This is a genomic window from Sphingomonas xinjiangensis, from assembly GCF_014199255.1.
Taxonomy (GTDB): Bacteria; Pseudomonadota; Alphaproteobacteria; order Sphingomonadales; family Sphingomonadaceae; genus Sphingomonas; species Sphingomonas xinjiangensis.
The window spans coordinates 330922-355867 of the sequence record NZ_JACIJF010000003.1 but is presented as its reverse complement, the minus strand read 5'-3'; the positions used below and the strand labels follow the sequence as shown (position 1 = coordinate 355867).

The window sequence follows — 24946 nt, the reverse complement described above, 5'->3', positions numbered from 1 at the left end:
GTTTCTTCCTCGTTCCCAGTCTTAGTTCTTGCGCGTCCGGCGAATCTCTTCGCGGACGTTGTGGCCAAGCGCGTCGGCGACGAGCGCGGCCTGTTCGGTCTGGTGGCGCTTCATCAGGCCCGTAGCGGGCGAAGCCGCGGCGGCGCGGCCCGCATAGCGCGGACGCTGCGGCGCGATGCCGGCTTCGACCATGCACGCTCCGATGAACGGCTCGACAAAGGTCCAATAGCCGTTGTTCTTCGGCTCTTCCTGCGCCCAAACCACCTCTTCGAGGTTGGTCATGCGCTTGAGGCGTTCGACCAGCGGCTCGCCCGGGAAGGGATAAAGCTGCTCGACACGGACGATCGCGGTGTTCTGGTCACCCGCGGCGTCGCGTGCTTCCAGCAGGTCGTAGGCAACCTTGCCGGTGCAGAGCACCAGGCGGCGCACCTCGCCGTCCATCGGCGCCTTGGGATCCGAGAGCAGCCGGTGGAAGTGGCTGTTGCCCAGGAAATCCTCTGTCTTCGACACCGCGAGCTTGTGGCGGAGCAGCGACTTGGGCGTCATCAGCACCAGCGGCTTGCGGAAGTTGCGATGCATCTGACGGCGCAACAGGTGGAAATAGTTGGCCGGCGTGGTGACGTTGGCGACCTGCATGTTGTCGCCGGCGCACAGCTGGAGGAAGCGCTCCGGACGCGCCGAGCTGTGCTCGGGGCCCTGGCCTTCGTAGCCGTGCGGCAGCAGCATCACCAAGCCATTGGCGCGCAGCCACTTGGACTCGCCCGACGCAATGAACTGGTCGATCATGATCTGCGCGCCGTTGACGAAGTCGCCGAACTGCGCCTCCCAAAGCACGAGTGCCTTCGGGTCCGCGAGCGCATAGCCGTACTCGAAGCCGAGCACGCCATATTCGCTGAGCGGCGAGTCGAGCACTTCGAACGATCCGTGGGGGATCGTCGTCAGCGGCACATATTTGGCCTCGGTCTTCTGATCGACCCAGACGGCGTGGCGCTGCGAGAAGGTGCCGCGGCCCGAATCCTGACCCGACAAACGGACGCCGAAGCCTTCGGACAGCAGCGAGCCGAACGCCAGCGCTTCGCCGGTTGCCCAGTCGAAGTTCGCGCCGGAGCGGAACATCTCACGCTTGGCTTCGATCACGCGGCCGAGCGTTTTGTGGATCTCGTGCCCCTCCGGGACGGTGGTCAACGTGCGGCCCAGGCCGTCGAACAGCTTCTGCTCGATACCAGTATCGACGCTGCGGCGTGCGCTCTCGGGATCGGCAGGTGCCGACAGGCCCGACCAGCGGCCGGCGAACCAGTCCGCCTTGTTGGGCGAGTAGGACTTGCCGGCTTCGAACTCGCCTTCGAGCAGCGTGTTGTACTGGTTGGTCTTTTCGTCGACGAAAGCCTGGTCGATCACGCCTTCAGCGATCAGGCGCTTGCCGTAGATTTCGGACACCCCGGGGTGTCCCTTGATCTTGGCGTACATCAGCGGCTGGGTGAAGCTCGGCTCGTCGCCTTCATTGTGACCGAAGCGGCGATAGCACCACATGTCGATCACGACATCGCGCTTGAACTTCTGGCGGAACTCGATCGCCACCTTTGTCGCGAAGGTCACCGCCTCGGGATCGTCGCCATTGACGTGCAGGATCGGCGCCTGGACGCCCTTGGCCACGTCGGACGGGTAGGGCGAGGAGCGCGCGAACTGCGGGCTCGTGGTGAAGCCGACCTGGTTGTTGATGACGAAGTGGACACAGCCGCCGGTATTGTAGCCGCGGATGCCCGAGAAGCCGAGGCATTCCCAGACAATGCCCTGACCCGCGAACGCCGCGTCGCCATGGATCAGCACCGGCAGGACCTGCTCATGCTCTTCCAGGTCGCTGCGCAGCGTCTGGAGCGCGCGCGACTTGCCGAGCACGACCGGGTTCACCGCCTCGAGGTGCGAGGGGTTGGCCACCAGCGACATGTGCACCTTGATGCCGTCGAACTCGCGGTCGGTGGAGGTGCCGAGATGGTACTTCACGTCACCCGAACCGCCGACATCCTCCGGGTTGGCCGAGCCGCCGGCGAACTCATGGAACAGCACGCGATACGGCTTTTCCATGACGTTGGTGAGCATGTTCAGGCGGCCGCGATGGGCCATGCCATAGACGATCTCACGGACGCCGAGCTGGCCACCGTATTTGATGATCGACTCCATCGCCGGGATCATCGATTCGCCGCCGTCGAGGCCGAACCGCTTGGTGCCGACATATTTCTTGCCGAGGAATTTTTCCCACTGCTCGGCTTCGATAACCTTGGTCAGGATCGCCTTCTTGCCATCAGGCGTGAAGGTGATTTCCTTGTCCTTGCCCTCCATCCGCTCCTGAAGGAAGCGGCGCTCCGCAACATCGGCGATGTGCATATATTCAAGGCCGACCTTGCCGCAGTAATTTGCGCGCAGGATGTCCACGATCTCGCGCACGGTGGCCCATTGCAGGCCCAGTACGCCGCCGAGATAAACCGGGCGATCGATCTCGGTATCGGCAAAGCCGTGATATTCGGTGCGCAGGTCCTCGGGCAGGTTCTGGCGGGCAAGGCCGAGCGGATCGAGGTCGGCGGCGAGATGCCCGCGCACGCGGTAGGTGCGGATCAGCAGCATCGCACGGATCGAGTCGCCAGCGGCCTTGGCGATGTCCGCCTCGGACGATGGGGCAGGGACGGGGGCCGGCTTGGCCGCGCCACCCTTGGCGGGCTTGGGCGCGGGCTCCATCTGTGTGGGGTCCAGGCCGGCAGTGAGCGCGTCGGTGTCGCTCAGCGGCCAGCGCGGATTGGCCCAGCTGGGGCCCGAGGCGCTGTTCTCGAGGCCTTCGAAGAACTGCTGCCACTGCGGCTCGATGCCCGTAGGATCGGCCTTGTAGCGGCGGTACAGCGTTTCGATGAAAGCGGGGCTCACCCCGCCGGCGATCTGCTCGAAATCCAGGCCTTCGTAGCCCATTGTCTTCATCCTCACTTCTCCTCTCCCCTGATGGGAGAGGGAGGCCCAAGCCGAAGCCTGGGACGATGCGGGCAAGATCGTGGCTTGCGCCGTCTGGCCCGCATTCAGCCTCCTCCCATCAAGGGAGGAGCGTCATCCATTTCAACCCTTGAGCACGTCCACCAGCGTCGAGCCGAGCTCGGAGGGCGAGGCAGCGACGCGGATGCCGGCGGCTTCCATCGCCGCGATCTTGCTCTCAGCATCGCCCTTGCCGCCCGACACAATCGCACCGGCATGGCCCATGCGGCGGCCCGGAGGCGCCGTGCGGCCCGCGATGAAGCCGGCCATCGGCTTCTTGCGGCCACGCTTGGCTTCGTCGATCAGGAACTGCGCGGCCTGCTCCTCGGCGTCGCCGCCGATTTCGCCGATCATGATGATCGACTGAGTTGCGTCGTCGGCCAGGAACAGCTCGAGCACGTCGATGAAGTTGGTGCCGTTGACCGGATCGCCGCCGATGCCGACTGCCGTCGTCTGGCCGAGACCAGCATTGGTGGTCTGGAACACCGCCTCGTAAGTAAGCGTGCCCGAGCGCGACACGACGCCGACCGAACCCTTGGAGAAGATGCTGCCGGGCATGATGCCGATCTTGCACTCGCCCGGCGTCAGCACGCCGGGGCAGTTCGGGCCGATCAGGCGCGACTTCGAGCCGGACAGCGCGCGCTTGACGCGGACCATGTCGAGCACCGGGATACCCTCGGTGATCGCGACGATCAGCGGCACTTCAGCGTCGATTGCTTCCAGGATCGAATCGGCCGCGAAGGGGGGCGGAACGTAGATCACGGACGCAGTGGCACCGGTCTTTTCGACGGCTTCGGCCACGGTGTCGAAGTTGGGCAGGCCCAGCTCCTCATGCGTCGTGCCGCCCTTGCCGGGAGTCACGCCGCCGACCATCTGCGTGCCGTAATCGAGCGCCGCCTTGGTGTGGAAGGTGCCGGTCTTGCCGGTCATCCCCTGAGTGATGACCTTGGTATTCTTGTCGACGAGGATGCTCATGCGGGCACCTGCTCCTGTGAGATGAGCGCGCCCTGAAGGCGCGCGGGATTAGTTCAGCGAGGAATCGATGCCCTTGCAGGCAACCAGCAGTTCCTTGACCGCCTCGACCGACACGGTGAGGTTGGCCTTGGCTTCGTCGGTCAGGTTGATCTCGATGACCTTCTCGACGCCGTCCTTGCCGATGATGATCGGCACGCCGACATAGAGATTGTCGATACCGTACTGGCCGGTGAGGTGCGCCGCGGCAGGAAGCACGCGCTTCTTGTCGTAGATATAGCTTTCAGCCATCGTGATCGCTGAAGTGGCAGGCGCGTAAAAGGCCGAGCCGGTCTTGAGCAGGCCCACGATCTCGCCGCCGCCCGAGCGGGTGCGCTGGACGATAGCGTCGATACGCTCCTGGGTGGAGAAGCCCATCGCGATCAGGTCGCTGACCGGGATGCCGCTGACGGTGGAATATTCGAGCACCGGAACCATGGTGTCGCCGTGGCCGCCCAGCACGAAGCTGTTCACGTCCTTGACCGAGACCTTGAACTCCTCGGCAAGGAAGTGGCTGAAGCGTGCCGAGTCGAGCACGCCGGCCATGCCGACGACCTTGTGGTGCGGGAGCCCCGAGAACTCGCGCAGCGCCCAGACCATCGCGTCGAGCGGGTTGGTGATGCAGATCACGAACGCCTCGGGCGCGTTGGCGGCAATGCCCTCGCCCACGGCCTTCATGACTTTCAGATTGATGCCGAGCAGGTCGTCACGGCTCATGCCGGGCTTGCGGGCGACACCGGCGGTGACAATGATCACGTCCGCGCCTGCGATGTCGGCATAATCGTTGGTGCCGATGATCTTCGCGTCGAAGCCCTCGACAGGCCCGCACTGGCTCAGATCGAGCGCTTTACCCTGGGGAACGCCCTCGACCACGTCGAACAGGACAATGTCGCCCAGATTCTTCAGTGCTGCGAGGTGGGCGAGCGTGCCGCCGATGTTGCCGGCGCCGATAAGCGCGATCTTCTTGCGGGCCAATGAACTCTCCTGCTTCCGTAAAGCAACCGCACGGACGCGCATGGGCGTCCATGAACAGCGGCGGCTTAGGCCCATTATAGAGCCTCGGCAACCCGGGATTCGCTTTGCGCGCGATTATATTTGCAAATCATTCGCAAGAGCGGTAAGTGCCATTCCGCGCATGGCGGCGCCATGGCAGTCCTGTATTGTGGGGACAACGCGCGGCGAGGAGGCTGGGTCCGACGATCAGAACGCAGGCGTTTTGCGGCTGTCCTCCGCCTTGTCGCCGCGCTGCGCCGTCAGCTTGGCACTCGCTTCGGCACGCCGGCGATAGTCCTCCGACAAAACATCGAACGCGGCCTTGTGGGCGCCCGTCTCCGAGATCAGGCCCTTGCGGTTCCATCCCTGCTGATAAACGGGATGCTGACGCCGTGGCGAACGGAAGTCCTTGATAATCCACGGGCTCATGCCGCGCAGGAACGGCACCTTTGCGGCCATTTCCAACGTGCGGCGGTAATATTCGGCCTGAAACTCCTCGCTGAACTTATGCGGATCTGCGCCGACATCGTGATAGCCGGCGAGCGCAGCGGCGCCGAATTCGGAGAAAATCAGCGGCTTCGTCGCAGGGGAGCGCCAGCTGATGTTCGGCAGCTTTGCCAAGCGGTCATCCGAATACCAGCCATTATAGGTGTTGATCGCCAGCACATCGAGGTCGGGGATCAAGGGATCGTCGATAGTAGAGACATCGCCTTCGCGCCGGCTGAGCAGCGCGGCGGTCACCAGGCGGCTGTCGTCCAGCGCGCGGACGTCGCCGATGAGCGTGCGCAGGAACTTGTTGCGTGCCTCACCTATGGGTGTCTCGTTGGCGACGCTCCACAGGATGATCGAGGCGCGGTTTCGGTCGCGGACGATGTTTTCGGTCATCATCGCGCGGGCGGCGGCGAGCGCTTCCGGGTTGTCCCAAGCGACGCGCCAGTAGACCGGGATCTCGCTCCAGACGAGCAGCCCCATTTCGTCGGCGAGGCGGGTGACTACTTCGCTGTGCGGATAGTGCGCCAAGCGGACGAAGTTGCCGTTGAGCCCCTGCTTGATCTCGGTGAGGAGCGCGCGAGCGGCGGTGTGCGTCATCGCGCGTACCGGGTTCTTGCCGAGTTCTTCCTCGTGCATCGAGATGCCGCGCAGGAAAATCGAGTGGCCGTTGAGCAGGATCTCGTCGCCGCGAACCTCGATCGTGCGGAAGCCGATCTTGTCGGTCAGTGTGTCTGGACCAGCTTCGACAAGGGTGTCGTAGAGCGTCGGCGCTTCGGGCGACCAGCGCTTCAACATCTTCGGCGCAGGGGCGCTACCGTTCCAGATACCGCGGGCATCGGTGGTGCCTTCGAACTGAAGATCGAGAGCGGGAACGCGGACGCGGACGGTGCGCCCGGCCTGGTTGAGGCCGTCGAGGCGGATGGTGGCGGCGACGCGCCCGTCGTTTGTCAGGCGTATCCAGGCATCGTCGACATAGGTTTCGGGTACGGTGACCAAACTGACGGAGCGGGTGATGCCGCCATAGGTCTCCCAGTCAGTGACGGGCGGCGGGACATCCGCATCAGTACGCGCGGAATCGACCGCGACGGTGATCTGGTTGGTGCCCGCCTTTAGTGCTTTCGTCACGTCGAAGGCGAAGGGTGTGAAGCCACCCGAATGCCGCCCGATCTCCTTGCCGTTCAGATAGACACGCGTGGAATAATCGGCGGCACCGAAGCGCAGCATGGTGCGCTGGCCAGGTTTCGGTGAGGCCGCCTCGAAGCTGCGCTGGTACCAGACCAGCCCCTGATAGAGCCGCATTTCGGGAGCGTGGCCGATCCAGGAGCCGGGAAGCTGCGCGACGGGTGAGCGCTGCAGGTCGAACTCGAACAACGCGCGGGGGTCGCTGCGTTCGACGTCCGCGATTGTGCGATCCTGCCAGCGGCGAGTGCTGGGTCCCGGCTCCCCGCCATGGAAGCCGGCAAAGCCGTCGCGATAGGGATCGATCGACCAGCGCCAGGGGCCGTCCAGGCTTTGATGCGGGCGCAGGTCGGCGGCCACCAGCGCGGGACGTTGAGGTTTGGACTGGGCTGCGGCGGCACCGCCGGCCGTTACTGCGACCACCCCGAGGATCAGCCGGAAAATACGCTGCAACATGCGACCTCCTGTTCGTTGTGCGCGGAGCCGAGGCTCAGTGCGCGCCGTGCCCTTCGGCCAGGTAGCTGTCCGATCCCATTTCATGCAGGCGCGAGGCGGTCCGCTCGAATTCGAACGCGCCATCGCCCGCCGTATAGAGCTGGTCAGGCTCGGCGTCGGCCGCGGCGAGTAGTTTCACGCGATTCTCGTACAGCGCGTCCACCAACGTTACAAAACGCGCGGCCTGGTCGCGGTTCTCTGGGCCGAGCTTGGGAATGCCGACCAGGATCACGGTGTGGAAGCGCCGGGCGATGGCCAGATAGTCAGAGGCACCGCGCGGTTCTCCGCAGAGCCGCTTGAACGAAAACACCGCCACTCCTTTGAGGGTTTTGGGCACGTGCAGCGTGCGCCCACCGGAAACCGGGATGTCCATCGAGGGGACGTGAGCGCGGTCTTCCGGAGGATAATCGGTCAGACGGAAAAAGGCGGCGGACAGCTCGTCGGTCGCCTCTGGACCGTTAGGCACAAGCCACGTGCGCACTTTCCCAAGACGGTTGAGGCGATAGTCGACCGGGCCGTTCAGCGTCAGCACGTCCATGCGCGCTTCGATCAAGTCGATGAACGGCAGGAACAACTCGCGGTTGAGCCCGTCCTTGTAGAGGTCGCGCGGTGGCCGATTGGAAGTGGCGACCACGGTCAGGCCGTGGCGCATCATCTCGGTGAACAAGCGCGACAGGATCATCGCGTCCGGCGGATTGTTCACGACCATCTCGTCGAACGCGAGTAGGCGGACATCCTCGGCCAGCGCATCGGCGACCGCAACGATCGGGTCTACCGTGTCCTTTTGCCGCTCCACGTTCAGGCGTGCATGCACCTCGAGCATGAATTCGTGGAAATGGACCCGGCGCTTGCGCCGGATGTCCAGGCAATCGGTGAACAGGTCCATCAGCATCGATTTGCCACGACCGACACCACCCCACATGTAAAGGCCGCGCGGCGCTTCGGGCTTGCGGCCCATGAGCTTCCACAGCACGCTCCCCTTGCGCGGTCCGGCTTCGAGCTCCTGTGCCAACCGGTCGAGCCGCTCGGCAGCCGATTGCTGTTCTGGATCGGCGCGGAGCTCGCCGGCGGCGACGAGCTCCCGATAGCGGGCGAGGACCTTGCTCAAGGAATCAGGCGGCGCTTAGAGCGCTCGCTCGGCTTCCATCTTCTTGATCTCGGCGATCGCCTTGGCCGGATTCAGGCCTTTGGGGCAGACGTTCGCGCAGTTCATGATCGTGTGGCAGCGATACAGGCGGAAGGGATCCTCGAGCTGGTCGAGGCGCTCGCCCGTCATTTCATCGCGCGAGTCGGCGAGCCAGCGATAGGCCTGGAGCAGGATCGCGGGACCCAGGAATTTGTCGCTGTTCCACCAATAGCTCGGGCACGAGGTCGAGCAGCAGGCACACATGATGCACTCATACAGCCCATCCAGCTGGTCGCGCTGCTCCGGAGTCTGGAGCCGCTCCTTGCCCGAGGGGGTGGTGGTGACGGTTTGCAGCCAGGGCTTGATCGAATTGTACTGCGCGTAGAAGTGGGTGAAATCGGGAACCAGGTCCTTGATCACGTCCATATGCGGCAGCGGCGTGATCTGAATCTCGCCCTTGATATCCTCGATCGCGGTGGTGCAGGCGAGGCCGTTGCGTCCGTCCATGTTCATCGAACACGAACCGCAAATGCCTTCGCGGCACGAGCGGCGGAAAGTGAGCGAGCTGTCCTGTTCGCCCTTGATCTTGATCAGCGCGTCGAGGACCATCGGGCCGCAATCGTCGAGATCGACCTCGAACGTATCGTAGCGCGGGTTCTCGCCGGAGTCGGGATCGTAGCGGTAGATCTTGAACTTCTTAACGCGCGCAGCGGTGGCGTCCGCCTTGTGCACCTTGCCCTTGGTGATGCGGCTGTTCTTGGGCAGGCGAAACTCGGCCATTCCGTTGAATCCTTGGACAAACGATGTTTGAGGGGCGGGCTATGCCTTTCGCATTCGCAGCGCAACCCCATAGGTCACGCGAAGCTCAGGCTTTGTTGGCAAGTACCGTGGCAAGCAGACCTGGAAACCGCGCGTCGAAATCAACGCAGCGCAAGCGATTGATGCGCTCGCGGCCCTCGATGCGGGTCTCGACCAAGCCGGCGGCGCGAAGGACGTTCAAGTGATTGGAAATCGTGCTCTTGGGCGTGCCGTCGGTGCAGGCGGTGCTGGCGTTCAGGCATGGGCAGGCGACCAGGCGGGAGACGATCTCCAGCCGCACCGGATCAGCGAGCGCGTGCAGCGCCGCGGCTAAGCTCACATCCTTCAGGTCTGGGTGCACGAGGCGGTCCATACATCGCATATAGGATTGCTACACAAATTCCATAGTTCGGGAATATTGAACTATACGTGGCGCTTCCCAGATTAGCGTCCGTCCTGGCAGCCGGCGTCTCGATCGGCTGGGGACTGGAGACGCGGAACATGTCCAAGAAACTCGCAGGCAAGCGCGCGCTGGTTACCGGCGGATCGCGCGGGATCGGCGCGGCGATCGCCAAGCGCCTCGCGGCCGACGGCGCGGACGTCGTCATCACCTATGCCGGGAACCATGACGGCGCGCAGGCCAGCGTCGCTGCAATCGAAGCCGAGGGCGTGAGGGGCAAGGCAATTCAGGCGGACGCCGCCGACAAGGCCGCCGTCAAGCGATCCGTCGACGAGGCCGCGGCCATTTTGGGCGGGATTGACATCCTGGTCCACAATGCCGGCGTTGCGACCTTCGCACCAGTCGGGCCCGAGGCGCTCGACTTGTTTGACCGCATCTTTAGTGTGAATGTCGAAGGCGTGCTGGCCGGCACAGCCGCGGCACTGCCGCACTTGAGCGACGGCAGCCGTGTCATTCTGGTGAGCTCGGTTTCGGCTGATACGGCCGGCTTTGCCGGGAATAGCGTCTATGCGGCGAGCAAAGCGGCTGTTTCCATGTTCGCCCGGACCTGGGCGCACGATCTGGGCCCGCGCGGCATTCTGGTGAACGCGATCCAGCCTGGACCTGTCGACACCGACATGAATCCGGCCGACACCGAGTTTGCCGAGAGCGTACGGAACATGGTCGTGCTCAAGCGCTACGGCCGGCCAGAAGAAATCGCTGGGGTCGCGTCATTCCTGGCAAGCGACGATGCGTCGTACATCACCGGCGCAACCATCGATGTGAGCGGCGGCGCGTTCGTTTGAACACCAATCCTCCCCAGCCAAGGTGAGGTGTCGCCAAGGGCGACGGCGGGCGAGGCGGGCATGCTGCGATTAGCGGTCGTGTTTGCTCCCCTCCGGCAGGTTCCGCATGCCACCTTCTCCCTGGTGGGGGAGGATCAAGTCAGATGACGTCGAGCACCAGCCCAAGATCGCGCGCTTCCTCAGCTTCAATATACCAGTTGGCAGGCGCGCGCTCTTGCACCTCTTCGAACGGGATCTTGGATCCGGCGACCAGGTCGCGGAATCCTTCCTCTTCGATGCGGATCGAATGCTCGATCTCGTGGAGATTGGCTTTGAGGCCCGCGATGACGGTTTTCAGGGGACCCTGAATCGTGACCGTTTTGCTGATGATCCGTTCATGGATCATGACGCGGGTGCCGCGAGTCAGGAAGCGCTTGTCGACCGGGAAACTCGACATGAAGGTAGCGCCTGCCGAATAGACTGCGACCTTGCCGAGGAACAGCGTCTCCCGCCCGCTATATTCGCGCAGGAGCCGCAACTCGTCACCCATCAATCGCGCGACTTCGGGGTCGCCCCCCAGCGTGGAAACGGAAACCACCAGCGCGCCATCGGCAGGCGCGTTGATCACCTGCTGCCGGAAGTTGGTGTACATGTCGTGGTCGACGGGGCCGTGGAGCACGACCTGCGGCAGCGCGAGTAGCGGATAACGCGTGGCCCGGCTGGCAGCCTCGGCCTCCTGCGGTTCGGTTGAAAGCGTGGCGGGCTGCTGGGCATCGGTCATGGCAGCGCAAACCGCCCCCGCAGCCAGTAGTTCCGCCAAGAGCTCAATCAGTTACCATCCTTGAGCGACTCGACGGCTGGTCGCCCGGTCGGCGTGCTCGTGCTAGCGGGCATGCGTGCTTCCAGCGGCTCCAGCCAGCGTGCCACGCGGCTGCCGATTACCATTTGGGGGTCCGACGGCTTGAGGCGACCGGCGGTTTCCCACCCGCTGATCATGTCCTGCGCCTCGCGACCTGCGGCTTCCAACGACTGCGGCTTGCGTAACGCGTGGTTGATCAGCGCGTCGCCAAAGAACGTCCAATCGTTCTCCGCACGGCAGCCGAACGAGGTGCGTGCGGAGGAGGCGGCAGTGAGCAGAGCCGTATCGGCATCAGCCAGCCGAGGCACGAAGATGCCCGCATAGCAGGCGGACAGGATCAGCACTCGATTGCGTATGCCGAGTTCGTCCAGAATGGCGCCGAAACGGGCAGGCGACAAGATGCCATAGCCCTGATCGCCGTCGTGATAAGCCAGCCCCACCTCGGCGCCATGGCTGGTGGTATAGAGCACCAGTACATCCTGCTCCCTATCCATCAGTTCGGCAACGCGGGCGAGGGCGACATTCAGCGAGTTCAGGTTGCCATGCGGCAGATCGGCATCGGCAGCGCCGAAGCTTCCCGCAAGCACCAGCGTCCGGCCGTCCGCGTCGAAGCGGCGGGACAGGACTTTGCCCGCTTCCCGCGCTTCGCGGGCGAATACCGCGTCGCTGTCCAGCGCCACGGATACGACATACGCATCGACTCGCTCCTGGTGTTGCGGCGCGAGGGCCTGGAGAGCGGCGTCGAGCTTGCGATGTTCGGCGAGGAGCCACCTGGCGGAACGGCCACGTTCGAGTTGTGGACCCTGCGTCAGCGATCCGCTGATCTCGGCCGGGGTCGTGCCGAGCATCGGCGGCCAATCTTTGCTGTGGGTCGTCTGTGTAGCGGCCGGTGCCGCCATTGCCACGAGCGTAGACGCGGCGGCAAGCCGCACAAGGTGAGGCACGCGCATAAGACCGCTCCCGCTCGTCGAACGAAGGCAGTCTGACCGCGTGGAAAGATGAGTCAAGTGGAGCGGGGGGGCAATCCTCCCCGAAGTGGAAGCGCTTATTGTAAAGGCCCGCGTCCTGATCGGACGCGGGCCTTTAAACTTCAACGACGGAGGGCTGTCCCTCCGATCAGTACACCCGCTTCTTCGGTTTGATGTACTCGATGTCGTCGGTCAGCGTATATTCGTGTACCGGGCGGTAATCGATCCGGCTCTCGCCACCCTTGCCGCCCCAGCCGTCGAACCAGTAAACGGTGTGCTTCATCCACTCGTCATCGTGACGATCGGGGAAGTCCTCGTGCATGTGCGCGCCGCGGCTTTCCTTCCGGTTCACTGCCGAGCGGATCGTCACCTGTGCCTGGCCGAGCAGATTGTCCAGCTCGAGCGTCTCGATCAGGTCGGTGTTCCAGATCAGCGAACGATCAACCACGCCGACGTCCTGCATCGAGGCATAGACCTGGTCCATATGCTCGATGCCTTCGCGCATCAGCTCCTCGGTGCGGAACACGGCACAGTGGCGCTGCATCGTCTTCTGCATATCGCGGCGGATCGCCGAGGTCTGCGTGCCGCCGGCGGCGTAGCGGAAGTGATCCAGTCGACCGAGCGCCAGTTCTTCCGAACCCTGGGGCAGCGGGTTATGTGAGGTGTTCGGCTTAACGATCTCCGCGATGCGCTTGCCCGTTGCGCGGCCGAACACCACCAGATCGATCAGCGAGTTGGAGCCCAGGCGGTTGGCACCGTGCACCGAAACGCAGGCCGCTTCGCCCACGGCGAACAGGCCTGGCACGATCGTATCGGGGCCATCGGCACCTAGCGTCACGACCTCGCCGTGATAATTGGTCGGGATGCCGCCCATATTATAATGGACGGTCGGGACCACCGGAAGCGGCTGGCGAGTCAGGTCGACGCCCGCGAAGATCTTGCCAGTCTCGGTGATGCCAGGCAGGCGCTCGTGAAGGATCTTGGGGTCGATATGGTTGAGGTGAAGGTAGATATGATCCTTCTCCTTGCCCACGCCGCGACCTTCGCGGATTTCCATCGCCATCGAGCGCGAGACGACGTCACGGCTGGCGAGGTCCTTAGCCGAGGGCGCATAGCGCTCCATGAAGCGCTCCCCTTCGGAGTTGGTCAGGTAGCCGCCTTCGCCGCGCGCGCCCTCGGTGATCAGCACGCCCGCGCCGTAGATGCCGGTCGGGTGGAACTGGACGAACTCCATGTCCTGGAGCGGCAGGCCGGCGCGCAGCACCATCGCATTGCCGTCGCCGGTGCAGGTGTGCGCCGAGGTTGCCGACTGATAGACGCGGCCGTAGCCGCCGGTCGCGAGCACGACGGCGTGGCTGCGGAAGCGGTGGATCGAACCGTCTTCCATGCACAAAGCGATCACGCCGCGGCAAACCTTACCGTTCGGGCCATCCTCCATGATCAGGTCGAGCGCGAAATACTCGACAAAGAAGTCGGCGTCGTACTTCAGGCTCTGCTGGTAGAGCGTGTGGAGCATGGCATGGCCGGTGCGGTCGGCTGCGGCGCAGGTGCGCTGCGCGGGCGGGCCTTCGCCCATGTTCTGCATCATGCCGCCGAACGGACGCTGGTAGATCTTACCTTCCTGCGTGCGGCTGAAGGGCATGCCGGCATGTTCGAGCTCGTAGACCGCGGCAGGTGCCTCGCGCGTCAGATACTCGATCGCGTCCTGGTCGCCGAGCCAATCAGAGCCCTTGACGGTGTCGTACATGTGCCAGGTCCAGTGGTCCGGACCCATGTTGCCAAGGCTTGCGGCAATGCCGCCCTGTGCCGCGACCGTATGGCTGCGAGTCGGGAACACCTTGGTGATGCAGGCGGTCTTCAACCCGCTCTCCGCGATGCCCATGGTGGCGCGCAGGCCGGCGCCGCCGGCACCCACGACGACCGCGTCATAGGTGTGATCGATGATCTTGTATGCGCTGGGCATTACAGGGCCGCTCCGGCCGTGAAGGCCACCTTGAGGATCGAGAAGATCGCGAGGGATGCCGTCGCGATGGTGAAGTACTTCAGGAGGGCGAGCAGCACGAAGCGGGTATGGTCGTGCTGATAATCCTCGATCACGACGGTGAGGCCGTGATGGAAATGGTAGAAGACGCTGACCACCAGCAGGATCAGCGGCACCGCGACCAGCGGTTCGGCGATCCAGCCGGTAAGGGTCGCATAGTCATAGGCCGGCAGCAGCGCGACCGAGATCAAGAACCACAGGACCAGGATCAGGTTCGACCCGGCACTAAGCTTGTGGTGCCACCAGCCTTCGGCACCCTGATGCGCGGAGCCCAGGCCGCGGACGCGGCCGAGTTCAGTGCCGTTACCCAAGGTTCTTCTCCACGATGACGGCCCAGAAGGCGGCGGTGAGGACGAGCGACACGACGAAAGTGGCCAGCGCCGAACGCTTGTTGACGCCCAGCTCGAACGCGGCGCCGGCGTCCAGGAACAAGTGGCGCACACCCGATGCCATATGCTGGAAGAAGGACCAGCTAAGGCCGATGCCGAAGATATAACCGGCGACGTTCAGCTTGCCCGAGTCCAGCGTGAAAAGATCGACGAACGCCGCGTAGGCCGCAGGGCCCGATGCCAGCGCGCTCAGCCACCATACGAACAGGATGGTGCCGAGCGTCGCCATGCCGCTGCCGGTGGCGCGGTGGACGATCGAAACCGCCATGTGCGGTCCCCATTTCCAGATCGAGAGGTGCGGCGATAATGGGCGCGCCGTATTGCGGACGTTGGCCAAGGGTATTCCTTTCGGGTCGACCGCGCTTCCTTAATCCGGCGGGCAGGGGATGCAAGCACGCATGCGCGACGCTTGGGCCTGACTAACCGCCCCTTAACCACTTCAACTGCATAGCGAAGGCCGAGCGGCCTGTTTCGGCAAAGGCTGCGCAAGGGGACTGCGCGTACCGTGTCATCGATTCAAGACCTTCCGGCGCCCGGCACCATCAGTGCGAGGATCGATCTGCAGGCGCATCTGCGCGCCTTCGACTCCGAAGGCACGCTGGCACAAGCCGCCAAGGCCTTGTGGGAACTGCTCTCACCCGAAATTCGGACGATGTCCGACGCCTATTGGCAGCAGTGGCGGCGTTGTGCGGCCGACAATATCCGCTGGTCTTCCGGTGATGCCGAAGACCGTATCGATGCAGAGGTGGCTTTCCAGCGCGACCGGCTGTCGGACGTGAGCTCTGCCCGCTGGGTCCAAGGTGCTGCCGACCATATCGCCAAAGCCTATGCCGCCGGTGTTCAGCCGATGGTGTTGTTGTCGATGCTCAGCGCCAGCGACCGCTCTGCGGTGCAGATCCTGTTGCGGCGGCTGGATCCTCAGGACTCGCGTGCGGCGGAGATGGTGGACACGCTGATGCGCTTGTCCGCGCTGCAGGCTGCCGTCACGGTCGAGATCTACGATCTTTACCGCGATCACGCCGTTCAATCGCAACGCGAGCAGCTTGCCGCAGAGCTGCGCGATTCGATCGGTGCGACGGTGGAGCAGGCATCGCGTGAGGGCGAGCAGCTTCGCGTCCAGGCAGTGCAGACCTCGGCGTCCGCGCGCGGCATGCTGGGCAAGGCGTCTGAAGTCGCTGCCGCTGCCGAGCAGTCGGCCGTCGCGATGCGCGAGGCTGCGCAGACGGCCGCTGGGTTGATCCGGGCGATCGAGGATGCGCGGACCGAAGTCGAAGCAGCAGCCGACATCGCAACCAGGGCCTCTAGCCAGGCTGGAGCGGCTGTCGGCATGTCCGAGGCGCTGAGCGATCATGCCAAGTCGATCGAATCGATCCTTGGGCTGATCCGTGACATTGCCGGCCAGACCAACCTGCTCGCGCTCAACGCCACCATCGAAGCGGCACGCGCCGGTGACGCCGGACGAGGCTTCGCGGTCGTCGCGCAGGAAGTGAAAAGCCTCGCCAACCAGACCGCACGCGCCACCGACGACATCGCCGCCAAGATCGCGGCGATCCAGTCGGCGACGCGATCGACGGTCGATACAAACGCCTCGATCCGGACCACGGTCGCTGAGGTGCAGGAAAGCGCCAACCGTATCCGCAGCGCGATGGAAGTCCAGGCGCAGACGGTGACTGCGATCACCGCCGCAGTGGATGAGACCGCGTTGGCTGCCGACTCGATGTCGGTGACCATCGGCGCCATTCGGGAGGATACCGTTTCAGTGGCGTCCGAGATCGACCGGGTCGGGCAGGGCTTCGCGTCGCTGGACGCGCAACTGGGTACATTGAAGGGCAGCGCCGGCGACATCATCGCCAAGGTCGCGGCCTGACAGGGAGAGAACGCGTGTTCGACAATCAAGCTGGGCTGGAAAATGCGCGCCGGAGCATCGGTACCGCTGCCGATTACGACTGGGACGGTGCGGTCACCAAGGGCTGCCCTGAGATCACCCGGCTCCTCGATGGCGAGCATGAGCGGATCGCGGAAGCGTTTTGGGCGCACTTTCTGGAACTTCCCTTCTTTCACAATCTTCGTGCGAACTTCGACGAGCAGCGCCTAAGCGCACTGCGAAACGTAAGCGCGCGCTATAGCCGGATCCGCTACGAACAGCCGTTCGGGGACGAATGGATTCAGATGGCGGTCTACCATGCGGAATATGCCTACCGCATGCGCGTGCCGGCTTCGGCGATGCTGGCAGGGTTTGCCAACACCCACAGCATCACCATGGCGATCTTGGGCGAGAAGCTCGACAACGACCCTGAGCAACTTCGGAGACTCTGCGATACCGTGAATCGCATCGGCTTGGTCGAGACCAATTTGATGGCGATGCATGTCGGCGCGCTAGTGGCCGAACGGAACATTACCAAACGGCGCGAGCGTTCGACCGAATTCCGCGACATGATCGGTGAGTCAATCCTGAGCGCCACTGAGGCAGGCAACCGCATACGCGTGCAGGCGCAGGGCGCATCGAGTTCCGCGCGCGGCATGTTGGGCAAGGCTTCCGAAGTTGCCGCCGCGGCCGAGCAGTCGGCAGTAGCGATGCGCGAAGCCGCGCAGACCGCCGCGGGCTTGATCCGCGCTATTGAGGATGCGCGCACCGAAGTGGAGGCTGCCGCTGACATCGCCACCCGTGCGTCCAGCCAAGCAGGCACTGCTGTCGGCATGTCCGAGACCCTGAGCGATCACGCCAAGTCGATCGAGTCGATCCTCGGGCTGATCCGCGACATCGCGGGCCAGACCAATTTGTTGGCGCTCAATGCCACGATCGAGGCGGCGCGCGCAGGCGATGCGGGTCGGGGCTTCGCGGTAGTGGCGCAGGAAGTGAAGAGCCTTGCCAATCAGACCGCGCGAGCAACCGACGACATCGCCGCCAAGATCGCGGCGATCCAGTCGGCGACTCGCTCCACCGTGGACACTAATGCCTCCATCCGCTCAACGGTGGCAGAAGTGCAGGAAAGCGCGAATCGGATTCGCACCGCTATGGAAGTGCAAGCGCAGACCGTAACCGCGATCACCGCCGCCGTGGACGAGACCGCGCTGGCCGCCGATTCGATGTCGGCGACGATCGGTGCGATCCGGGAAGATACCAAGACCGTCACTACCGAGATCGACACGCTCCAGCGCGACGTGGCGGAGGTCGACGACCGGCTGGTTCAGCTACGCGACGCCGCCGACAGTTTTTCCAGCTCCGTCTCTGCCTGACGCTTCCGCCCGCCCCGCCTTGCGGCTAGGGCGGGGGGATGACGAATATCCTGCTGACCGGCAGCAGCCGCGGTATCGGCGCGGCCATCGCACAGAGCCTGACCGGCGATGGCCTGCGGCTGATCGGCCATGGCACCGCAAGTGGCATTCCGGCTGACTTCGCCGATCCGTCGGCGCCTCAGGCGCTTTGGGATCGGGCATTGGCCGCGCTCGACGGGCGCATTGACGTGCTGGTCAACAATGCCGGCGTGTTCGAAAGCAATCCGCTGGATCTTGACCATGAAGATTGGGTTGCGGGGTGGGAGCGCACCATGCGCATCAACCTGACCGCCTCGGCCGAGTTGTGCCGGCTTGCCGTCCGCCACTGGCAGAGCGAAGGCCGCCCCGGCCGCATCGTCAACATTGCCAGCCGCGCGGCCTATCGCGGCGACAGTCCGGCGCATTGGCATTACGCCGCGTCCAAGGCAGGCATGGTCGCGATGACCAAGTCGATCGCGCGCGGCTATGCCGCACAGGGCATCCTTGCCTTTGCGATCTGCCCAGGGTTCACCATGACTGGCATGGCCGAGGAATATCTGGCGAGCCGCGGTGGCGACAAGCTGCTCGCCGACATTCCGCTTGGCCGCGTCGCGGCGCCGGAGGAGATCGCGGTGCTCGCCCGCTTCTGTGCGCTGGAAGCGCCCCCTTCGATGACGGGCGCGGTACTCGACGCGAATGGAGCTAGCTATGTCCGTTGAGGACCCGCGAACGGCGCAGCCGGATAGCTGGCGCACCACCTTTCCCTGCACCCGTGCTGAAGCAGAGGCGATTGACGCAGGCGAAGTGCCGCTCGACGCGGTGCTCATGACCACCGAAGAAGTGGAGGACGATCGGGAGCGCTGGCGGCTCGACGCCTATACGGATGCTGAGCCCGATGCGGCGACGCTGGCCGCGTTACGGGCGCTGGTGCCGAGCGCGGGCGATATCGCGCCGGAGATCGTGGCGCTTACTCCCGAAGATTGGGTAGCGCTCAGCCAGCAGGGGCTTGAGCCGATCCGGGAGGGCCGCTTTGTCGTGCATACCAGTGCACATCCGGTGGAGCCGCCAGCGGGCGGGCGTGCGTTCTTGATCGATGCAGGGCGTGCGTTCGGCACCGGCCACCACGCCACGACTTCCGGCTGCCTGGCGATGCTTGACCGCATGGCTGATCGGCAATTCGCGAAGGTGATCGACATCGGCACCGGTACCGGATTGCTCGCCTTTGCCGCGGCCGAGCTGTGGCCCCAGGCTGAGATCGTAGCGACCGACATCGATCCACATGCCGTCGACGTCACGCGCGAGAATGGCGCGTGTAACGGGATCAAGCCGATCGAACTGATCGTCGCCGACGGGGCCTTGAGCGATGCCATCACCGCCCACGCGCCATACGACCTTCTGATCGCCAACATCCTGGCCGGGCCGTTGGTGTCAATGGCGCCTGAGGTCGCGGCAATCGCCAACGCCAGCGCGACCATCGTCCTGGCCGGTCTGCTGGAAACCCAGCGCGAACAGGTCGTGGCTGCATTCCAGGCTTGTGGCTGCACATTAGAGGAAGTGGATCGCCGCGGCGATTGGACGATCCTGCGGCTCACCGCCGGCGCCACCCGCTATGTGCCGACCACCCCGCCAAATCCCAAGGGACGCGACGGTTGGGCACTCGACCTCTGATTGGTTGAAGTGGTGCCAGTTTGTCCTGCTCCCCGGCTTCTGCTGAGGAACAGGACAACCGAACGGGTCAGTCGTGCGCCTTGCTCAGCGCATATTGCTGAGTGCCGCGCGTGATCACGTCGTCCTCGGGCTGGATCGCCGCAACGGAAATGTCCGGCATCTGCAACAGCTCATGATAAAGCGGCGCGAAGTCGGTCTCGACCGTCAGCCGCAGCAACTCGTCGAAGTTGGGAATAACGAAGTAATTCTGCTGGAAGTCGTCGATCCGGTATTCGGTGCGCATCACGCGCTTCAGATTGAAACGGATGCGATTGGGGCTGTCGCTTTCTAGCGCGAAGCGGCTCTCTGCCGAACTCGAGACAATGCCCGATCCGTAGATGCGCAGGCCCTCATCCTCCTGCACCAGGCCAAATTCAACCGTGTACCAGTACAGCCGGCCGAGCTGCTTCAGCGCGCCGAGTTCCAACGCGCGGTTACCGCCGCGGCCATAGGCCTCGAGGTAATCGGCGAATACGGGATCGGCCAGCATCGGTACGTGGCCGAACACGTCATGGAAGACGTCGGGTTCCTGAATATAGTCGAGCTGATCCGGTCGCCGGATGAAGTTGCCCGCGACGAAGCGGCGATTCGCCATGTGGTCGAAAAACACGTCATCTGGGACCAGACCGGGCACCGCGACGACCTGCCAGCCGGTCAGCTTCATCAGCCGTTCGGACAGCTCCTCAAAATTGGGAATGCCCGACTCGGAAAGCTTCAGCGCTTCCAGCCCTTTCAGATACGCCTTGGACGCGCGGCCGGGCAGCAGCTTGACCTGACGCTCGAACAGCGTGTCCCAAGTGGCATGTTCCTCAGGCGTGTAGGCGCCCCAGTTCTGCGGAATTGTCCAGTCGTGTGACGCGCCCTCGGGAGGGCGGTCCAGCACATGCGTTTCTTCTGCCATTGCCGCAGCATAGCATGAGGTGCGGCGGCGGTGGAAGCGCGCCGCGCTGGTCGCTCAGTCCGGCGTGGCGGCGCGATAGCCGTCATAATCCTCGCAACGATCCGGATTCTTGCGACATTCCTTTTCGTGCTTGCGGCGCTCCTTGCCTTCGCGTGCTTCCTTCTCGCGCATCTTGCGGCCGTAGTTTCGATCCGACTCTTCCTGGCTGGTGGTGCTCCAATCGACCACCTGGCTGCCCGCCTTCACCGGCAGGGTGGCGACGTCCCATGCAGTCTTGGCGATGCAGCCCGACAGCAGCGGCAATGCGACGAGGGCGGGCAGGATCATCTTACGCATGGGACACACCTTCAGGATGGGCGTGCAGCTTTTGCCGAACTGCGCGCGGAAACGCCTAGTGCCGGATAATCGGTGAAAAAGCCGTCGACGCCAAGCCCGATGAAGTACTGGATCATCGCGTCGAGATTGCCATGCGCCGCAGGCGTGCCTTGGGAACGATAGGGAGGGGGGAGGAAATAGTTTTCGGCGCGGAAGGTCCAGGGGTGGATTTTGAGGCCTGCGGCATGGGCGTCGGCGATCAATGTCGAGTATCTGGTCGACGCGGAAACGACCATGGTGAGTTCGGGGCCGATGCCATGGGCATAGGCGGCGATCGCGCTCAGCCCCTGCGCGGTGGACATGCTGGCATAGCTTGGGCCGCCATCGGCGGGGGTGCCGGCGGGGGCCATCAGCTGGATCAGGCGAACCGGGGTCATTCCCTTGAGTTGTTGGAGGTTTTTGACTTCGAATGATTGGATGAAGACCGGCGCGTCGGCGCGGTTCCAGCCGGCCTGCTCCAGCCCGGCCACCAGCCGCGCTTCCAACGGGAGACCGATCGACGCGAAGTAGCTGGGGTGCTTGGTCTCGGGATAGATGCCGATGGTGCGCCCGGTGCGGCGCGTGCCTTGCTTGGCAATGGCGATCACTTCGGCGAGCGTCAGGATCTGCGCCTGGCCGTCATAGCGCTGGTTGCCGGGCCGCAGCTGGGGCAGCCGCTCCTTGGCGCGCAGCGTCTTCAACTCGGCGAGCGTGAAATCCTCGGTGAACCAGCCGGTGACCTGCTGTCCGTCGATGGTCTTGGTCGTCTTGCGGGCGGCGAATTCGGGATGCGCGGCGACATCGGTGGTGTCGGCGATGTTGTTCTCATGCCGGGCGACCAGCACGCCATCCTTGGTCGGAACCAGATCGGGCTCGATGAAGTCGGCACCCTGATCGATCGCCAGTTCGTAGGACAGGCTGGTATGTTCGGGCCGTTCACCGCTGGCGCCGCGATGAGCGATGACGATGGGCTGCGTGGTCGCGGTCATGGGCCGATCCTGCGCGGCCGCGGGGGATTGCGCCAGCATCGATACGACCATCAGGAACAATCTCGCCACGGAACTCCCCTTTCGGTAGGGCGCTATGCCGCGGATGTTACGGGAGCGAGGCAGTGGCGGATAACGACAGTGTGTTGGCGGCCGCGCATGCCTGGAGCGGCGCCAAGATGGCGCTGGCGACCGTGGTATCCACCTGGGGATCGGCGCCCCGGCCGCGCGGCAGCCACATGCTGATCCACGAAGACGGACGGTTCGAAGGATCGGTGTCGGGCGGTTGCGTGGAGACCGACATCCTGGCCACGGCCGCGGACGTAATCGCGGGCGCGCCGGCGGTGGTGAAGCGCTATGGTGTCGCCGACGACGCCGCATGGGAAGTGGGACTGCCCTGTGGCGGCGAGATCGCGGTGCTGGTGCAGCCGGTGTCCGAAAGCGGTTTCCCGCCCGCGCTGTTCGACACCGTCGAGGCCGCGCGCGCCGGCGGAGCGCCCATCGACGTGGCGACCGACTATGCCAGCGGGCACAGCGCGCCCGGGGCCGTGGGCGACTTCGTCAACCGGTACGATCCGCCGCGCCGGCTGATCATCGTGGGAGCGGTGCAGATCGCGCAGACCCTGGTCGGATTGGCGCGCGAACTGGGCATCGCGACCACGGTGATCGATCCGCGCGCCCGCTTTCTGACCGAGGAACGCTTTGGCGGCGTCGCCCGCGACGACCGCTGGCCCGATGAGGCGATCGCGGCGCTGAAGCCTGACGCGGCAAGCGCAGTGGTGACGCTGAGCCACGATCCCAAGATCGACGATGCCGCGCTGACCGCCGCGCTTCGGCATCCGACGGGATATGTCGCAGCGCTCGGTTCACGCCGCAGCCATGCCGCGCGGCTGGAGCGGCTGTCGGCTGCCGGGTTCGGGCCGGCCGATCTCGACCGGATCGAGGGTCCCGCGGGACTCGCCATCGGCGCGGTCGGCCCTGCCGAGATTGCGCTGTCAATCGCCGCGGCGATGGTGCAGCGCTTCCATGCCAAGGCCTGAGCGCACGGCGCTGGTCCTGCTGGCCGCCGGGCGTTCGCAACGCTTCGGGGCGGCGGACAAGCTGGCTGCGCCGCTAGCGGGCAAGCCGCTCGCCCTGCATGCGGTTGCCGCGCTGGAGAGCATCCCGTTCCTGATCCGGGTGGCGGTGGTGTCGGGCACGAGCCTGGACTTCGCCAGTGTCGGGTATCGAACCGTCCGCAATCCCGATCCGGCGCGTGGCCAGTCGCGCTCGCTGGCGCAGGGCGTCGCGGCAGCCCAGGATGCGGGCGCCGAGGCGGTGCTGGTCGCGCTGGCCGACATGCCCGGCGTCACCGCGGCGCATGTGCTGCGGCTGTTCGATGCGGTTGAGGGGGGCGACGCGATCGTCGCGTCGAGCGACGGCGACAAGCCATCTCCGCCGGCATTGTTCGGGCAGGCGTGGTTCCCCGCGCTCATGGCGTCGGAAGGCGATCAGGGTGCGCGTGCGCTGATCCGGCGCGGGGGGCAGATCGTCGCGCCCGTGTCTGAGCTGGTGGATGTTGATACGCCGGAGGATCTGGAGCGGTTGCGGGCCGCGTTGGATCCTCGCCTCTAAGGAAGGGCACGCGCCGTCGCTGCAATGAACCTGTTCCCCGGCGAGGCAGGGGCCCGTCGCGATGTTGCCCGCGAGGTGTGTCTCCGCTCGCCGATTGTGTGGCAGCTGGGCCCCGGCCTTCGCCGGGGAACAGAGTGTTTGCACCTCGACGCACCAGCTAGGAGCAGTGACCCCGCTCCGTCAGCCCTACTCGTGGCGGAGCGCGTCGATGGGGTTGAGGCTGGCGGCGCGGCGGGCGGGAAAATAGCCGAACACGATGCCGATCAGCGCCGAGATCAGGAAGGCGATGACGTTAATCTGCGGCACGAACAGGAACGGGACCTGCATCAGCGGGGCGAGGCCCAGCACCACAAGTTGCGCGACGGCCAGTCCGACCAGCCCGCCGAGGCAGGAGAGCACCACCGCCTCCATCAGGAACTGCATCAGCACTTCGCTGGCCACCGCGCCGATCGCCAGGCGGATGCCGATTTCGCGGGTGCGCTCGGTGACCGACACCAGCATGATGTTCATGATGCCGATGCCGCCGACCACCAGGCTGATCGCCGCGACCGCCGTGACGATCTGGGTAAGCAGGGTGGTGATGCCGGTCAGCGTCGCGCTGATCTGGGCGGTGTCGAAGATGTTGAAATCATCCTCCTTGCCGCCAGTGATGCTGCGGCGTTCGCGCAGCACCTGGCTGATCGAGGCCTGGACCTGCTGCCCGTCATAGGCGGGATCGACGCCGACCAGCATCAGGCGGATGTCGCGATTGCCGGTGAAACGGCGCTGGACCTGCTTGATCGGCATGATGACGACATCGTCCTGGTCGCCGAAGCCGCCCTGGCCGCGCGTGGAGAGTACGCCGATGATGTCGCAGGAGATGCCGTTGACGCGCATCCGTTCGCCCACGGCCTCACCGCCGCGGAAGAGGTTGGTGCGGATGGTGTTGCCGATGATGCACACGGCCTTGCCGGCCTGTTCCTCCTGCCGGTTGAAGACGCGGCCCGAGACCAGTGGCCAGGGCTGGACCTGGAAGAAGGCGTTGGTGGTGCCGTTGATCGTCGTCGACCAATTGGCGCCCTGATAGATCACGGTGCCGGTGGATTGCGCCTGGGGCGCGACGGCGGTGACGCCGGCGACCTGCTCCGCGATCGCGTCGACATCCTCCTGCTTGAAGTCGGGCGGGCGCGGGCCGCCGCCGCCGCGGCCGAAACCCTGGCCCGGGCGGATCTGGAGGATGTTGGTGCCCAGGCTGGCGACCTGTGCCTGCGCGGCCTTGGTGGTGGCCTGGCCCAGCGTGACCATCGCGACCACCGCGGCAACGCCGATGATGATGCCGAGCGTGGTCAGGAACGAGCGCAGCTTGTGGCGGAAGATCGAGCGGACCGCGAGGAGGAAGGTGGTGCCGAACATCTTACCGCTCCCCTCCTTGTAAGGGAGCGGCCGGGAGTGAGTACAGGGTCAGGCAGGGCTCGATGCCCCGGCTGACGCTCTGATGCGGGCCGGTTGAGTCCTTTGGGCGCGCAGACGCGCGCACCCACCCCCGGCCCCTCCCTTGCGGGG

General features: G+C 64.8%; 23 protein-coding genes. 7 read left to right on the top strand and 16 right to left on the bottom strand.

Translation table 11 applies throughout. The features are described from left to right. Positions 1 to 21 precede the first annotated feature (21 nt). From FHT02_RS07415 to FHT02_RS07385, 7 genes are all read right to left on the bottom strand, one after another. Positions 22 to 2955, bottom strand: a complete 2934-nt coding sequence (locus FHT02_RS07415) for a 2-oxoglutarate dehydrogenase E1 component (RefSeq protein ID WP_184086298.1) — start codon at positions 2953 to 2955, stop codon at positions 22 to 24. Between the two features lie 141 nt (positions 2956 to 3096). Then, positions 3097 to 3987 carry a succinate--CoA ligase subunit alpha gene (gene sucD / locus FHT02_RS07410; protein ID WP_184086055.1) on the bottom strand — a complete coding sequence of 297 codons (891 nt, stop codon included), beginning with the start codon at positions 3985 to 3987 and terminating at the stop codon, positions 3097 to 3099. Between the two features lie 48 nt (positions 3988 to 4035). After that, positions 4036 to 4998, bottom strand: a complete 963-nt coding sequence (gene mdh, locus FHT02_RS07405; RefSeq protein ID WP_184086053.1) for a malate dehydrogenase — start codon at positions 4996 to 4998, stop codon at positions 4036 to 4038. Positions 4999 to 5223: 225 nt separating this feature from the next. Beyond that, on the bottom strand, positions 5224 to 7143 hold the full coding sequence (locus tag FHT02_RS07400; RefSeq protein ID WP_184086050.1) for a glycoside hydrolase family 2 protein: 1920 nt from the start codon (positions 7141 to 7143) through the stop codon (positions 5224 to 5226). 34 nt (positions 7144 to 7177) lie between these two features. Next, a complete protein-coding gene (zapE, locus tag FHT02_RS07395) occupies positions 7178 to 8290 on the bottom strand; it encodes a cell division protein ZapE (RefSeq protein ID WP_184086048.1) in 1113 nt (370 codons plus the stop codon). A 15-nt stretch (positions 8291 to 8305) separates the two neighbouring features. Then, on the bottom strand, positions 8306 to 9088 hold the full coding sequence (locus FHT02_RS07390) for a succinate dehydrogenase iron-sulfur subunit (RefSeq protein WP_184086046.1): 783 nt from the start codon (positions 9086 to 9088) through the stop codon (positions 8306 to 8308). A gap of 85 nt (positions 9089 to 9173) precedes the next feature. Then, positions 9174 to 9479 carry an ArsR/SmtB family transcription factor gene (locus FHT02_RS07385; protein WP_184086044.1) on the bottom strand — a complete coding sequence of 102 codons (306 nt, stop codon included), beginning with the start codon at positions 9477 to 9479 and terminating at the stop codon, positions 9174 to 9176. A 128-nt stretch (positions 9480 to 9607) separates the two neighbouring features. Here FHT02_RS07385 and FHT02_RS07380 point away from each other — a divergent pair, with 128 nt between their 5' ends. Continuing rightward, positions 9608 to 10351: an SDR family NAD(P)-dependent oxidoreductase gene (locus tag FHT02_RS07380; RefSeq protein ID WP_184086042.1), complete on the top strand. Its 744-nt coding sequence runs from the start codon at positions 9608 to 9610 to the stop codon at positions 10349 to 10351. 139 nt (positions 10352 to 10490) lie between these two features. Here FHT02_RS07380 and FHT02_RS07375 read toward each other — a convergent pair whose 3' ends face one another. The 5 genes from FHT02_RS07375 to sdhC all read right to left on the bottom strand — a co-directional run bounded on the left by FHT02_RS07375 (position 10491) and on the right by sdhC (position 14924). Further along, complete coding sequence (locus FHT02_RS07375) at positions 10491 to 11111, bottom strand: ATP-dependent Clp protease proteolytic subunit (RefSeq protein ID WP_184086040.1); 621 nt, start codon at positions 11109 to 11111, stop codon at positions 10491 to 10493. A 47-nt stretch (positions 11112 to 11158) separates the two neighbouring features. Then, positions 11159 to 12139 carry a C13 family peptidase gene (locus FHT02_RS07370; protein WP_184086038.1) on the bottom strand — a complete coding sequence of 327 codons (981 nt, stop codon included), beginning with the start codon at positions 12137 to 12139 and terminating at the stop codon, positions 11159 to 11161. Positions 12140 to 12305: 166 nt separating this feature from the next. Next, positions 12306 to 14120: a succinate dehydrogenase flavoprotein subunit gene (sdhA, locus tag FHT02_RS07365; RefSeq protein ID WP_184086036.1), complete on the bottom strand. Its 1815-nt coding sequence runs from the start codon at positions 14118 to 14120 to the stop codon at positions 12306 to 12308. Next, the gene (gene sdhD / locus FHT02_RS07360; protein WP_184086034.1) at positions 14120 to 14509 is read right to left on the bottom strand and encodes a succinate dehydrogenase, hydrophobic membrane anchor protein; all 390 of its coding nucleotides are present in this window, start codon (positions 14507 to 14509) and stop codon (positions 14120 to 14122) included. The genes sdhA and sdhD overlap by 1 nt, the downstream gene beginning before the upstream one ends. After that, a complete protein-coding gene (sdhC, locus tag FHT02_RS07355) occupies positions 14502 to 14924 on the bottom strand; it encodes a succinate dehydrogenase, cytochrome b556 subunit (RefSeq protein WP_184086032.1) in 423 nt (140 codons plus the stop codon). Before sdhC ends, sdhD begins: the two co-directional genes overlap by 8 nt. A gap of 168 nt (positions 14925 to 15092) precedes the next feature. On the opposite strand from sdhC, the gene FHT02_RS07350 reads away from it, so the two are divergent. Genes FHT02_RS07350 through FHT02_RS07335 form a run of 4 tightly spaced genes read left to right on the top strand, consistent with a single transcriptional unit; the run spans position 15093 to position 19510 of the window. Then, complete coding sequence (locus FHT02_RS07350; RefSeq protein ID WP_343056858.1) at positions 15093 to 16454, top strand: methyl-accepting chemotaxis protein; 1362 nt, start codon at positions 15093 to 15095, stop codon at positions 16452 to 16454. 14 nt (positions 16455 to 16468) lie between these two features. Then, positions 16469 to 17824 carry a methyl-accepting chemotaxis protein gene (locus tag FHT02_RS07345; protein WP_184086030.1) on the top strand — a complete coding sequence of 452 codons (1356 nt, stop codon included), beginning with the start codon at positions 16469 to 16471 and terminating at the stop codon, positions 17822 to 17824. A 38-nt stretch (positions 17825 to 17862) separates the two neighbouring features. Then, entirely contained in the window at positions 17863 to 18561 is a 699-nt protein-coding gene (locus FHT02_RS07340) for an SDR family NAD(P)-dependent oxidoreductase (protein WP_184086028.1), read from the top strand. Further along, positions 18551 to 19510 (top strand): 50S ribosomal protein L11 methyltransferase, encoded by a 960-nt coding sequence (locus FHT02_RS07335; RefSeq protein WP_184086026.1) that lies wholly within the window; start codon positions 18551 to 18553, stop codon positions 19508 to 19510. The genes FHT02_RS07340 and FHT02_RS07335 overlap by 11 nt, the downstream gene beginning before the upstream one ends. Before the next feature lie 67 nt (positions 19511 to 19577). Here the strand turns inward: FHT02_RS07335 and phhA are convergent, their stop codons facing one another. From phhA to FHT02_RS07320, 3 genes are read right to left on the bottom strand one after another with little or no spacing between them, the layout of a single operon-like run. Then, the gene (gene phhA / locus FHT02_RS07330; protein WP_184086024.1) at positions 19578 to 20450 is read right to left on the bottom strand and encodes a phenylalanine 4-monooxygenase; all 873 of its coding nucleotides are present in this window, start codon (positions 20448 to 20450) and stop codon (positions 19578 to 19580) included. A gap of 54 nt (positions 20451 to 20504) precedes the next feature. Continuing rightward, entirely contained in the window at positions 20505 to 20786 is a 282-nt protein-coding gene (locus FHT02_RS07325; protein WP_184086022.1) for a hypothetical protein, read from the bottom strand. A gap of 11 nt (positions 20787 to 20797) precedes the next feature. Beyond that, positions 20798 to 21832 carry a glycerophosphodiester phosphodiesterase gene (locus FHT02_RS07320; protein WP_246352258.1) on the bottom strand — a complete coding sequence of 345 codons (1035 nt, stop codon included), beginning with the start codon at positions 21830 to 21832 and terminating at the stop codon, positions 20798 to 20800. A gap of 83 nt (positions 21833 to 21915) precedes the next feature. On the opposite strand from FHT02_RS07320, the gene FHT02_RS07315 reads away from it, so the two are divergent. Both FHT02_RS07315 and FHT02_RS07310 read left to right on the top strand, forming a co-directional pair. Then, the gene (locus FHT02_RS07315; protein WP_184086020.1) at positions 21916 to 22830 is read left to right on the top strand and encodes an XdhC family protein; all 915 of its coding nucleotides are present in this window, start codon (positions 21916 to 21918) and stop codon (positions 22828 to 22830) included. Then, a complete protein-coding gene (locus tag FHT02_RS07310) occupies positions 22817 to 23404 on the top strand; it encodes a nucleotidyltransferase family protein (protein WP_184086018.1) in 588 nt (195 codons plus the stop codon). The genes FHT02_RS07315 and FHT02_RS07310 overlap by 14 nt, the downstream gene beginning before the upstream one ends. Before the next feature lie 186 nt (positions 23405 to 23590). On the opposite strand, the gene FHT02_RS07305 is transcribed toward FHT02_RS07310, so the two are convergent. Beyond that, complete coding sequence (locus tag FHT02_RS07305; RefSeq protein WP_184086016.1) at positions 23591 to 24796, bottom strand: ABC transporter permease; 1206 nt, start codon at positions 24794 to 24796, stop codon at positions 23591 to 23593. Positions 24797 to 24946 lie beyond the last annotated feature (150 nt).